Source organism: Shewanella sp. SW1, assembly GCF_025653545.1.
Classification (GTDB): Bacteria; Pseudomonadota; Gammaproteobacteria; order Enterobacterales; family Shewanellaceae; genus Shewanella; species Shewanella oncorhynchi.
In genome coordinates this window covers 43,246-56,332 of sequence record NZ_JAKKSG010000017.1, presented here as the reverse complement: position 1 = coordinate 56,332, position 13,087 = coordinate 43,246, and the positions used below count along the sequence as shown (strand labels likewise).

General features: G+C 47.2%; 13 protein-coding genes. 10 read left to right on the top strand and 3 right to left on the bottom strand.

From position 1 onward, the window contains the following. Positions 1–66 precede the first annotated feature (66 nt). The 6 genes from L5M71_RS15725 (at position 67) to L5M71_RS15700 (ending at position 4,725) form a co-directional block, all read left to right on the top strand. Positions 67–822: a MotA/TolQ/ExbB proton channel family protein gene (locus L5M71_RS15725; protein WP_198572976.1), complete on the top strand. Its 756-nt coding sequence runs from the start codon at positions 67–69 to the stop codon at positions 820–822. Then, complete coding sequence (locus L5M71_RS15720; RefSeq protein WP_168824988.1) at positions 819–1,256, top strand: ExbD/TolR family protein; 438 nt, start codon at positions 819–821, stop codon at positions 1,254–1,256. Before L5M71_RS15725 ends, L5M71_RS15720 begins: the two co-directional genes overlap by 4 nt. Before the next feature lie 190 nt (positions 1,257–1,446). After that, positions 1,447–2,325: an ABC transporter substrate-binding protein gene (locus L5M71_RS15715; RefSeq protein ID WP_411568967.1), complete on the top strand. Its 879-nt coding sequence runs from the start codon at positions 1,447–1,449 to the stop codon at positions 2,323–2,325. Positions 2,326–2,390: 65 nt separating this feature from the next. Continuing rightward, the gene (locus tag L5M71_RS15710; RefSeq protein ID WP_263208648.1) at positions 2,391–3,407 is read left to right on the top strand and encodes a FecCD family ABC transporter permease; all 1,017 of its coding nucleotides are present in this window, start codon (positions 2,391–2,393) and stop codon (positions 3,405–3,407) included. 10 nt (positions 3,408–3,417) lie between these two features. After that, positions 3,418–4,257: a heme ABC transporter ATP-binding protein gene (locus tag L5M71_RS15705; RefSeq protein WP_263208647.1), complete on the top strand. Its 840-nt coding sequence runs from the start codon at positions 3,418–3,420 to the stop codon at positions 4,255–4,257. 114 nt (positions 4,258–4,371) lie between these two features. Beyond that, on the top strand, positions 4,372–4,725 hold the full coding sequence (locus L5M71_RS15700) for a DUF2956 domain-containing protein (protein ID WP_263208645.1): 354 nt from the start codon (positions 4,372–4,374) through the stop codon (positions 4,723–4,725). A 37-nt stretch (positions 4,726–4,762) separates the two neighbouring features. On the opposite strand, the gene L5M71_RS15695 is transcribed toward L5M71_RS15700, so the two are convergent. Further along, on the bottom strand, positions 4,763–5,083 hold the full coding sequence (locus tag L5M71_RS15695) for a hypothetical protein (protein WP_263208643.1): 321 nt from the start codon (positions 5,081–5,083) through the stop codon (positions 4,763–4,765). A 1,075-nt stretch (positions 5,084–6,158) separates the two neighbouring features. Then, positions 6,159–7,697, bottom strand: a complete 1,539-nt coding sequence (locus L5M71_RS15690; RefSeq protein WP_263208640.1) for a leucyl aminopeptidase family protein — start codon at positions 7,695–7,697, stop codon at positions 6,159–6,161. Here L5M71_RS15690 and L5M71_RS15685 point away from each other — a divergent pair. The 4 genes from L5M71_RS15685 (at position 7,689) to L5M71_RS15670 (ending at position 11,918) form a co-directional block, all read left to right on the top strand. Beyond that, entirely contained in the window at positions 7,689–7,865 is a 177-nt protein-coding gene (locus tag L5M71_RS15685) for a hypothetical protein (protein WP_219250307.1), read from the top strand. The genes L5M71_RS15690 and L5M71_RS15685 overlap by 9 nt on opposite strands. A gap of 51 nt (positions 7,866–7,916) precedes the next feature. Beyond that, on the top strand, positions 7,917–9,377 hold the full coding sequence (locus L5M71_RS15680; protein ID WP_028761557.1) for an aminoacyl-histidine dipeptidase: 1,461 nt from the start codon (positions 7,917–7,919) through the stop codon (positions 9,375–9,377). Positions 9,378–9,621: 244 nt separating this feature from the next. Then, on the top strand, positions 9,622–10,176 hold the full coding sequence (locus L5M71_RS15675) for a cache domain-containing protein (RefSeq protein WP_263208638.1): 555 nt from the start codon (positions 9,622–9,624) through the stop codon (positions 10,174–10,176). A 95-nt stretch (positions 10,177–10,271) separates the two neighbouring features. After that, a complete protein-coding gene (locus tag L5M71_RS15670; protein ID WP_263208636.1) occupies positions 10,272–11,918 on the top strand; it encodes a methyl-accepting chemotaxis protein in 1,647 nt (548 codons plus the stop codon). Positions 11,919–12,071: 153 nt separating this feature from the next. On the opposite strand, the gene L5M71_RS15665 is transcribed toward L5M71_RS15670, so the two are convergent. Then, positions 12,072–13,004: a DMT family transporter gene (locus tag L5M71_RS15665; RefSeq protein WP_263208634.1), complete on the bottom strand. Its 933-nt coding sequence runs from the start codon at positions 13,002–13,004 to the stop codon at positions 12,072–12,074. Positions 13,005–13,087: the final 83 nt, after the last annotated feature.

Here is a 13,087-nt window from a genome sequence, read left to right as displayed (position 1 = left end):
CTAACCTGATTTTTGTTTTACTAACTTACATATAAAACTACTTTTTCAATCGATTGGAGAGGCTTAATGCCCGTAACTGATTTTTCAACCCTACAGACTCAGCTTGGCGTGCTCACTTGGCCCTTGTTGTTATGTGCTTTTTTAGCTTTGATGATCTGCCTTGAACGTAGCGCCTTGTTTTTGCATCAAACTCTGCTGTCAATCTGGCCCCAAAAACAGGCCTGGGTAAAAGCATTGCGTCAATCAAGCTCAGCGGCGACCACTGAAAACGTCAGCGCCCTGCTAGCGCAAACCAGCGCACAGCAAGATTTACTCGCCCGTGGCGCGACCTTATTACTCAAACAAGTCCACCAGCCAAAAGTGCTAAGGGAAGAATTACTCAGTCTGTGGCTGAATAAGCAACAACGCGACTTGCAAGCCGGACTCAAGGTTTTACAAGTGATTGGCATCATTAGTCCACTGCTCGGTCTGCTCGGCACAGTATTAGGACTCATCGAAATGTTTGCCCAACTCGGGCAATCACAAGGCCCCGTCACTCCAGCACAACTCAGTGCTGGACTGGGCCTTGCGATGAACACCACAGCTGCCGGACTCATGATCGCCGTGCCCGCCATTACCGCCGCCCATCTTTTTGGGATCTGGGCTCAAGGCCAATGCCTGCGCGCTGGGCATGTGCTCAATCAACTCAATCTCTGGTTAGCGGGTATCGAAGATATTTCAATTGATGCCAATCATTACCATGCATTCACCCGAGTCAGTAAAACCAGCGTCGAGCAAAAATTGGCATCCAAGCCCCATTCTCAAATTGAGCCACAGACATGATAAGTGCAGATAAATCATTCTTATCGCAGGCTGGCATTGCTTCGCCTGAGCAACTTCCGAGCCTAGATTTAACCGCGTTAATCGACATTATTTTTATCGTGCTGGTGTTTTTACTACTGACGGCAAATAGCCAATTATTAAGTTTGCCGGTAGATGTGCCACAAAGCCCAAGCTCAGCTATCACGGCAATCGACAACAAACAAACAATTGCCATCAATATCATGGCAACAGCGCCTTATTGGGCTATTGATGGCAAAGAGTTTGATGACTTAGCCACTTTTACCACTGAATTTACTGCACATTTTCAGACTATGCCGAAGGCGACGGTTGTCATTGCCGCCGACAAAGCCGCGCCAGTGGAACCTTTGATGCAACTGCTTGCACTGTTGCAGACGCAGTCCATCAGTCAGACCCAAATTTTGATGGAGCATTAGCGTATCCGAACCAGCCATTTAAATGAGAAAGCAAAAGTCTGACATCAAAAAACGGCATATAAGCCTGTCGCGAACAAGTTGTATTAGGAGTTTAACCATGTTGTTTCAAGCAACTAAAATACCAGTAAAAAAAGGTCCCAGAGTTCAGCGTTATCAACATATACGCACATATAAGACATTAAAAAATTTGATGTTTTTCACATCAGCACTTACGGCCTTACTATCCTCAAGCGTTTTTAGCGCTGAACTGAGTGCCGAGCCAGAGATAAGACTCGTGAGTGCAGGTACGGGAGTTACAGAACTCGTGCTCGCCCTCGACGCAGGCAATGAGCTAGTCGCCATCGACTCCACCAGCTATGTGCCTGAAAGTTTGAGCCATGTGGCTAAGCTTGGTTATCACAGAATGCTCTCCGCCGAAGGCATTATTGCCCTCTCCCCAACGCTGGTTGTCGGTTCAGATGTGATGGGACCAGAAACCACACTAAAGGTATTAAAACAGGCGAATATCCAAGTTGTGCAATTACCCGCAACAAATGATGAACCACAACTGATGAACAATGTGGATACCTTAGGTCACTTACTCAATCGCCAAGAACATGCGGTTAAATTAAAACAAGATTTACATCAACAACTGCAAAGCTTAGCGGGTAAAAAACAACAAGTGCGCGATGCAGGCTCTCAGCCAAAAATTCTCTTCATGCTGTTACAAGAAGGCCGCGGTGCACGGGTTGGCGGTAAAGGCACAGCCGCAGATACTATTATCGAGCTGTCTGGGGCACAAAATATCGCCGAGTTTGATGGCTACAAAAGCATGTCTCAAGAAGGGATTCTATCCTTGCAGCCCGACATTATTTTGCTGTCAAAGCGTAGCGATAAACCCACAGATCAGACTAATGCACAAATTGCTCAAGAACTGTTGAAAGAGATGCCACTACTCGCCCATACCCCAGCAGGTGAAAACGGCCATATTCAAACACTAGCACCGCAAGCCCTTCTCGGTGGTTTAGGCATCAGTGCCATAAGCGCCGCGGATACGCTCGCCAGCACATTGCTCAAACAAAACCATTAACAGACGCAGCGATGAGCACAGTTAACACTAATTAGCCCCAGATAAAAATAGAAAGGATATTTGAGATGTTCCTCAACCGCTGGCTCTGGCCGAGTCTCGTCACACTGTTAGCCCTAAGCGGCTTACTCTCGGTCAGCACTGGCCCCGTTAGCATCAGCTTTGTCGACGCCCTAAATGCAGTGTTCAATTGGGCTACCCAACAAAATATCGGCAATATTGCGCCCCACGAGCAACTGGTAATCAACAATGTGCGCTTACCACGGACATTACTGGCGTTAGCAGTAGGCGCTACGCTCGCACAGTGCGGCGCGGTAATGCAGGGGCTTTTTCGCAATCCCTTAGCGGATCCCGGTATTATCGGAGTGTCATCCGGCGCTGCACTTGGCGCAGCCATCTGTATCGTGCTGCTACCCAACGCGAATCCGTTGATGATCCCCACCAGTGCGTTTGCATCGGGATTAGTGACCACCCTTATCGTCTACCGACTCGCCAGCAGCCCAACAGGTACATCGGTCGTATTATTACTTTTGTCGGGTGTTGCCATAGCTGCGCTGGCAGGCGCAGGAATAGGTGTTCTCACGTATCTTGCCAACGACATGGCGCTACGTGACTTAACCTTATGGCAAATGGGATCGATTGCAGGTGCGCAGTGGCTATATGTCAGTCTGTGTCTTGTGACCTTAGCGCTACTGAGTTGGCGATTTCACCAAGATGCGGCGGCACTCAATGCCTTGCTGCTTGGCGAATCCGAAGCACGCCACTTAGGGATAGATGTCGATAGGCTCAAACTTAGGCTTATTTTGCTTTGCGCCTTAGGGGTTGGCGTAAGTGTAGCTGCAACAGGAATTATCGGCTTTATCGGCCTCGTCGTACCGCATTTAGTGCGCATGATGTTAGGGCCAGATCATCGCCAACTGCTGCCCATCAGCGCACTTTTAGGTGCAGCCCTATTGGCATTGGCCGATATCGGCGCGCGCGCTTTTTTACCGCCTGCCGAGTTACCCGTTGGACTCGTCACCGCGCTCATCGGTGCACCTTTCTTCATCTTTTTACTACTGCAACAACGCAGTAAGCTAATCTAAGCGAGTTTTTATGGCTGCAACATCCTTTGCAAATCAACCATCACAATCGACAACTTATTCAGCCAAGGCGCAATTTGATCGCACCCAGCTCAGCATTTGTCAGCTCGATGTCAGCATCGGTCCAAAAACCGTGCTCAGTGATATTAATGTACAGTTTCAATCGGGTGCAGTAACCGCCCTACTCGGCCCAAATGGTGCGGGTAAATCCACCCTGCTTAAAGCCCTTTGCCAAGAAATCAGCACACCAAGGCAAAGTATACGGCTAGGCCATAGCCAGCTGGCGGATTGGCCTAGGAGCGAGCTGGCAAAATCCTTAGCTGTACTGCCGCAACACGCCAGCCTCACCTTTCCCTTCACTGTGTCAGAAGTCGTAGCAATGGGCTTATATCCCTTAACCATCAGTAAGATAGAAGGAGATGCGTTAGTTGCCGAGCAACTGGCGCAAGTGGGCTTAACCCATCTGGCTAAGCGCAGCTATCCAACCCTCTCTGGCGGCGAGAAACAGCGAGTCCAACTCGCCAGAGTCTTAACTCAACTCAGGCAATCGCCGTTTCCGCCCGTACTATTACTGGATGAACCAACATCAGCGTTGGATCTTGCCCAGCAGCACAGAGTACTTGAGTTAGCCCAAAACTTAGCTCACCAACAAGGCTACACTGTAATAGTAGTACTGCATGACTTGAACCAAGCCGCGCGCTATAGCGATCAATTAATTGTGTTAAAACAAGGGCGAATCGTCAGTGAAGGCACGCCATCCGATGCTCTGTCGGTTGATACCATTAGGGAAGTATGGGACTACGAGCCCGTATATATCCCCGCCCCACAGGGTGGACATCCACTGATTTTTTAATGGAAAGAAGATATTCATCTTACGTTTTTGAGGTCTAATGTGGGTATAATCGCTGCGTTTACACTTTAGCTATCACCTTTTAGCCACAGCCGCATTAATTTAGGCAGAGCCCAGATGAAACCCACTATCTCGACAGAAACTCAACAAGAAGCACTGGTCGCAGCCAAAGCCACCCAAAAGCCGGGACAAACCAAAGAGCAAACTAAACTCATTGCCCAAGGGATAAAAAAAGGTATAGCTGAATATAAAAAGCTGCAAAAAGCCAAAGCTCGCGAACGGGATAAAGCACGTAAACAACAGTTGAGAGCAAAATCTCGTACAATTAATGACACTGATGAACTAGAGGATTCAGACGAATTATTCGAATCTCAACGTCAGTTCACCACCGCGACTTGGATTGCCATAACGCTTTTACTATTAAGTTGGGTAGGGGTTGCCGCATATATCCTTGCAGATTTAAAGCTATGATTTATAAATAAAAACCAAGATGTCCATATATCACTTGTTAGGCAATATCCTCTAATACCTTACACACATCATTAATTGAAAAAATATTACCGTTAAGGCTTGCTCGGTCTTTTGATATATTCAGAACGAGCCTAAATACGTTGTTCGCATCAGGATAACGGGCAAGCTTTAAAATGATGTCATCACCATTTTCTTCTGCTGACCGAAAATCCCAGCCCTTCCCTGATAAATCAAAAAGCACTTCCGCCGTTTCAGTATTGATTAACACTGGCGCATAAACCCAATGCGACATTCGCATCTCACTGGGGTTGACATCCAGTGTTAACTTACCATTTTGAAAAAACAGCTTAGTGTCCATAAACAGTCCCTGAGTAACAAGTGCACAAGCGATAGGCCGATAGCTTGTATATTGAACCCCTTATCCATTTGTTGTCCATACCGCATCACTTCTAAAACGAACCGTTTACGCTCATTGCCATCAGGCAAAACCGTTAAATGCTTAAGCGAAAAAAAGACAAAAAAAAGCCTGCTCAATGAGCAGGCAAAGACATATTTCAAGCGTCCCTTTCGGGGAAGTACATTACCGCGCTAGCGGGAAAAACCTGGCATATCCATGCAAAAACATCAATATGCTACTTGAGTCTAAACACGCCAAAAAAGGCGATACAAAGGTTGATGGATGATGGAAACTCAAACTTTAAGGAGGGTTAGGCCTTAAAGCTCATGGCGAATAAACCGCCACGCAAAACATCAGTGTTAAACCAAGTGTTTTGCCAATAAATATGGTTGTTGCCTGTATAAGACATAGTCAATACTCCTAAATTAGTTGTGATTAAGTACTCTAGTGAAGCTTGGCTCGGTTCCTTGGAACTAGAGATTCTCATATCCGTTGAGACGACTTGTCACTCAGGTCCTTGGAGAAAAATATCCATCCTGGATAGACTAGAGAGGAAAGGCGTAGTGCCTAATCCACGAAAGTAATTATATGGATTTGTAGTTTTATTACAACCTTTATTTGTATTTTTTTTGATTAAGGCTTTTTAATGTAATTAAATTACACAATTATAGTGAGGTTAATGGCGACCTGCTTCACAGAAAAACAGAAATAACCCTGTAAATATCTAATAAATAAGATATTACAGAATTATTTCTATTTGTTACTAGGGCGTGTTGACGTTTCGAGATTAAATTTTGTTCGCTCTGGCAAGCTCGTGATCGCGAAACGAGGAGTGACGTGTAGTTATTCTACTCAAATGACGAGTGACAAAGAGCAAGAGCTTGCCAGACGAACCCTTCGGGCAGCGTTTGGCTGGCATTTCTGCTGCGTTATCGCCCGTTTATGTAGAATAACTACACCGCACGGGCTTTACCTTGCATAAAAGCCAGCCAACTCGCTGCAAAAATAACCCTGAAACGTCAACACGCCCTACCCGTTAGCGATTGATCAGATATTGATACAAGCCCACCAGCGGACTCGCTGTAGGTTTGCCGTAGAGCGGATCACCTTCTGTTGCACTGCCTGCGATATCTAAGTGTATGTAAGCCAATGGAATAGGGGCTGTTACACCATGGTCAAATAGCCCCGACGCTTTCAGTAAAAACGCCGCGGGATATTGATGTCCACGGGCGGTAATCGATGATGGCGCATTATTGGAAGATAATATTTCAGCAGCGCCTGACACATCGCGGATCTTAGCGAAGTCTTCAGGGCGTAATGTAGACACTTCAAAGGGTTCGCCCCATTGAGTCGCCTGCTGTTGTAAAGTGACAGCGCATTGCTGTGAACTCGCCACTGAGTTTTCCACCGCCGCGGGATAGCTGCCATAACAACGCACGACATGACCTGTGAGTGTTGCTACCGAAAACATCTCAGGCTTCACCGCCGACACGGCTTTGATACGTAAATGGCTCAGTAAATCCGCCAGCACTAAGCGCCCTTCGGCATCCGTATTACCAATTCGTACCCGCACACCCGCATGGCTAGTGATGATTTCATCGGTCACGAAGGCTTCGCTGCCTATGCTGTTACGCACTAAACCTAACTCGGCAATCACTCGAATACCTTTAGGCTTGAGCATTGACAGAGTTTTAAATAAACCCGCCACGGCAGAAGCACCGCCTTTATCACGACTCATGCCCGCCATAGCGCCGCCGACTTTCAGATCGGCGCCGCCGGTATCGTAAATCACGCCCTTACCCGCAAACAGGAAAGTGCGAGTCACTTGACCCTCTGGCAGATACTCTAGTTTCACCACCCGAGGCTGATGACGACCGACGGCAAAAGAAGAACGCGCCACAGCACTGAGCAGCGGATAATCACGCTCTAAAATATCTCTGTCTTCTACCACTGCGGTTTTGATCACGCTGCCCGCTAAGGATTGCAGACAATAATCGGCAAAGGCTTTAGCCGACATGCGCTCAGGTTCAGTACCACACAAATCCCGTGCTAATACGCGGCCCGCTTCTAAGGCATTGAGCAAATTGCTGTTATGGGTTGATGAAGATAATAACCCTATGGCCTCAAATGCAGGTGTTAAGCCCGTCGCTTCACGCAGCTCTAAGGTTTGCCACAGTTCTTGACCGCAGGCTAACGCCGCGACTTCAGAGGCAAAACTAAAACGCAGCTCCTTCGATGGCACCACATATAACAACGGACGTTTGGCGCCCGCCTCTTTTGCGATAGCAATCGCCGCCCTTGCAGCATTGGCATAGACTCGCACGTCCACATACTCGTCATTCACTTGGGTGACAGGGGCAATGATCAAACGCCCTCCCGCAAGCCCTGGGGCAAACAGTAATGTCGGGCTCTTACCCACGCGCTTATCCACGTGGGCACCGTGCTGAGCCAATAAACCTATCTCATCAAAACCGATAGAATCCAGATCGGGCGTCACCACCACAACCGCATCCCAGCCTTCACCATCAAAAATGGCATTTTCTGCTTTTACATCAACGAAGTTAACTTGAAACATGACCCATCCTTTTTCATTATTGTGCCTGCATTATTCCCGCTCTATCGCTTAATTACCAATCTAAAAGTGCTACCGACACTCCCAGAAAAAATCGAACTGGAAACTTTGGCTGCCAGCTCACCAAAAGCCTGTGACACTGAGATTATTTGGCTGCACAGAATGTGGTAGAATGGCCGCAAATTTGCCCTATACCCACAAGACCTTATGAGGGACACTCAAGTGACAGCCTTAAGTCAGTTATACCCGCAGCCATTATGGCAATGGTTCGAACAAATTTGCGCGATTCCCCATCCATCTAAGCATGAGCAAGCCTTAAGCCAGCACATTCAAGCGTGGGCTAAAAGTAAACAACTTGCCGTCGTTGAGGATGCCGTTGGCAACTTGATCATCCGTAAACCTGCGACGCCGGGTATGGAAGATCGTAAAATCGTGGTTATTCAAGCCCATATCGATATGGTGCCACAAAAAAATGCCGATAAAGTGCATGATTTTACTAAAGATCCTATCGAAGCTTATGTCGATGGCGATTGGGTTAAAGCCAAGGGTACAACCTTAGGTTCAGATAACGGTATTGGCATGGCATCGGCTTTAGCCATTTTAGGCTCTGATGATATCAAACACGGCCCATTAGAAGTGCTGCTGACGATAGATGAAGAAGCTGGCATGACAGGCGCCTTCGGTTTACAGGCGGGCATGTTAGACGCTGACATTCTGATCAATACCGACTCAGAGCAAGAAGGTGAAATCTACATGGGCTGCGCCGGCGGTGTCGATGCTCAAATCACCCTGCCTATGGTGTGGCAAGCCTCTGAGCAAAGTTACTCAGCCTTTAGCCTGCACTTATCTGGCTTAAAAGGCGGCCACTCTGGGGTGAACATTCACTTAGGTCGTGGCAATGCCAACAAGCTATTGGCGCGTTTCCTCTTTGAAAACGCAGATGATTTAGCATTGGAGTTGACCCAATTTAGCGGCGGTTCACTGCGTAATGCGATCCCACGGGAAGCCAACATCAGCTTTATGTTGCCAGAAGAAAACGTCAGCGCATTAAACGAAAAAGTCGCTGAGTTTGAAGCGCTTATCCGCACCGAACTCGCCATTGCCGATCCCGATATGCGTTTAGTGTTAAACACTATCCCAACACCAAAACGTGTGATGAGCGAAAACAGCCAAAATACCCTGATCGATTTGCTGCATGTGTGTCCGAACGGCGTGATCCGCATGAGTGATGAAGTCGAAGGTGTGACTGAAACCTCACTCAACGTTGGCGTTATCAGCACTAACGATGAAGAAGTCACTATCCTGTGCCTTATCCGCTCGCTGATCGATTCTGGCCGTACTCAAGTCGAAGGCATGTTAACTGCGCTGACCAACTTAGCCGGAGCCGATATCGATTTAAGCGGTGCTTACCCAGGCTGGAAGCCAGATAACAGCTCACCTGTAATGGCGATAGTGCGCGAAACCTATCAAGACATTTACCACAAAGAGCCAGTGATCATGGTGATCCATGCTGGTCTCGAGTGCGGCCTATTCAAGAAACCCTATCCAGACATGGACATGGTCTCGATAGGTCCCACCATTCGCTATCCACACGGTCCAGACGAAATGGTAAACATCACCACAGTCGGCCAATATTGGACATTATTATTAGCCGTACTCGAGCGCATTCCAGTCAAGGCTTAATGTTCTAACCTTACCCTAGCTCACTCAATTCAAGGCCACATCTGCTCAAGTCAGATGTGGCCTTATTTTTTACCGCGGATTCTATTTGTGTAGAAATGCCATCGATAAAATTTTTATGAAAGAACTGAATAACTTGAATTTTCTACTATAGTTGTTCTGTCTGACCCTAACGTATTTTTGCTTATCGCGCTTTTAGAGATAACCGCTTTCCCCTTCAATACTGTGACCTTAAGGAATAGAGATCATGAAATTTGGTAAAATCTTGTCAGCCGCCGCACTACTGCTCAGCAGTAACCTCAGTTTCGCCGAAGAAGTCCCCAAAGCCGTTATCAACCTAGCCGATTCACTGATGCCATTAGGCAGAGAAGTGGTACTGGTGAATGCCGTTAAAGCGCAAAACGCCCAAGGCAAAAGCTTAGATTCAATCAAAACATTAGATGAAAAATGGATTGCCACCGCAGGTATTGATGACTTTATGTCATCCCTGATGAACAACGAAGCGGCTAAGTTTCTCACGACCTTCGAAGCCAGCAAACCTTACTACCAAGAAATTTTCCTCATGGACAATCAAGGCGCGAACGTCGCCATGATCAGTAAAACTTCAGATTATTGGCAGGGTGATGAGGATAAATGGCAAAAATCCTTCGCCAATGGCAAAGGCGATAAACACATAGGTCCGGTCAAATTTGACGAGAGCTCCCAAGCCTATCTAGTACAAATTTCTATTCCAGTGATGGATGGCGATGCTGCAATTGGTGCTATCACGATTGGGATCAACCTAGATCAATTTGGACTCTAATTGCCAGAGAACGCCAGTGATGGGCTGCATCCTCTTACCACAGAGGTTATTGCGGCTCTCACCTTTTCAGTGCATCAATCAAGGAGGGCGTGACTATGGAATGGTATAAAGATCTATCCGTTAATCAGAAACTGACTTATCCGAGTCTGCTACTCGCCGGCGTAGTCATCTTCGCCTCTTCAACTGGCATTTTAGGACTCAAAGCCTTAAATCACAGCGCGAATACACTCGCGCTTGAATACTTACCTAGCCAATCTGAACTCCTACAGGCCGATAAAGAGCTTTATCAAGCTCAAGTGGCCGAGCGCAGCCTGATGTTTGTTAACGTGGGCACAGACTCTTACAACGACCTTTTAAAGCAGCACACTAATAGTATCTCTCTGGTTAAAGAACATATTGATAAGTTTGCCGATGTGACCACAAGTCCCCTCGCTAAAGATAAGCTCAATGAATTAAATCACAGTTTCGATACTTGGCGAGCGACAACCACAGAAATCAGTAATCAACGCACCCAAAATGGCCGTAACGGTAGAACGACGGCGATTGATCTTAGTTTCGGTCAAGCAGCAACGCAATTCGAGCAACTACACCAGAACATTAATCATTTAATCAATGATTTAAATAGTAATACTACCGCAGCGATAGCCCAAGTAGATGATGATGCCAATCATGGACAACAGATGCAGTTAATTGCCTTAGCCATCAGTCTCTTGATCTGCATACTCTTTATCGTTGCACTGCCTAAACTCATCAGCAAACCGCTGGCGGTTTTACTCGCAAAAATCCACGACATTACCGATGGTGATGGCGATTTGACCGAACGAGTCCACTTAACCTCTAAAGACGAGCTTGGTGATCTCGCCAAGGCATTCAATCATTTTCTCGATAACTTACACGGTATTATCTCGCAATTTAAACAGTCTACAGCAGAACTCAACACCGCTGCCGAAGGTCTAGCCAAAACCAGCGCATCAGCAAAACATACCTTGATGGATCAACAAGCTGCAACCCACAGAATCGCCGATGCCAGCGATCATATTGCCGCATCAGTGCAAGAAGTATCAGTCAGTGCCAGTCATGCCGCCGATGCCGCTAAACAAGCCGACGTATTTACCGCCGACGGTCAGGCAAGAGTGAAAAAAACCATCAATGTGATTCGTGAACTTGCGGGAGATGTAGGCACGGCAGAAATGCAGATCAATAAACTCGAACAGGAAGGCCAACATATCGGCCGCGTGCTTGAGGTGATTCAAGCCATTGCCGAACAGACGAATCTATTAGCCCTTAACGCCGCAATTGAAGCGGCGCGAGCAGGCGAACAAGGACGCGGGTTTGCAGTGGTTGCCGATGAAGTGCGATCCCTTGCCTCTAAGACTCACCAATCAACCGAAGAAATTAAATTGATGATCGCCAATGTGCAAAATGGCACTCAAAGCGCTGTGGCAGCGATTAATATCGGTAATGAAAAGGCTATCTCAAGCGTAGAAGCCGCCAGTAATGCCGGTGAAGCCTTAGCGCATATTGCAGAAATGGTCAGCCAAATTAGTGAGATGAACAATCAAATCGCCCTCGCGGCTAAAGCGCAAACCACTATGGCCAACGAGAGCCATCAAAATATTCAACACATTGCCGAACAGTCGGAGGAGAGTCTACGAACCACTGATGAAATCTACGCAGCAAGCGTACAACTCTCGTCAATGGCGAGTAATCTCACTGCGCTGGTCAGCCGCTTTAAACTGTAATTTGTTGAGAGTGAAAGCTTTTATATAAGTTACCTTTTGTAAATCAGTGATGTTTGAAAGGTCCCCTCAAACGAATAAGGGAGCATAAACCTGTCGCAGTGATTATCTGAATTCAGGTGCTCCCTTATATTTAAACAGCAAAGCTAGCACCGATTAGCAGCGCTTAACCACTAAGCCTCTTGCCTCGCGTAGGTTGACTAACATAGGTAACATCAACGCAAGGATCACGATCAGCATCCCTACCAACTGAATTTCCGTCACCGCCTGCCCCATGGCTAACGCCGTTAATGCTGCAAAAACGGGCACGAGATTAAAAAAAATCGATGCCTTAGCGGGGCCAAGCGCCTTAACACCGTTAATCCAAAACAGATAACCGAGCACAGTGGCGAACAAACCTATGTAGAGCACGCTAGAAAAAGCCGTTGCCGACAGTTCCATCAACTCCAGCCAAGGGTGAAATTCACCTCGGCCAAGCCCAACCACGGACATAGACACACTGGCAGCTATCATACTCAGCAAGGTAAAGGGCAACACAGGCAACCAATGGCCGACCCGTTGCGAACAAATGGTATAACCACTCCACGCCAACATGCCGGCGGCAATCATCACATCACCTTGGTTAAAACTAAAGTTGAGCAACTGCTGCACACTACCGTTGGTGATCACTAGCAGTACGCCCGCCAATCCCCCCACTAAGCTAAACACTTGTTGTCTGCTGAGCCATTCACGCTGTAATAGCGCATTGACGATTGAAGTCACCAGCGGGCTGAGCGCCATAATCAAGGCACCATTGGCAGCAGAGGTATGCTGCAGGCCATTAAATAACGCCAGATTTAAGCCGCCTACACCAATCACACCCACTAACGCTATGACAATATATTGCACCAAACTCAATTTGGGCCAAGCCTGACGAGTAAAAACGATATATAACGCTAGAGTCACAGCCGCAATGGTAAAACGCCAGAAGACGAGGGACTCTCCTGACATCTCCTCCAGCACTCGCTTAGCAATCGGAAACACACTGCCCCAGCTAAAAACGCAAATCAGTAGACAAACGAATGTCATGTAAGGTGTATGGGATTTCATATCGGCCTCTAGGGAGGTAATTGGGATTGAGCTTAGTTTATAAGTTTCATATATTATTAAAACCAACAAGATTGAGAGCTTAA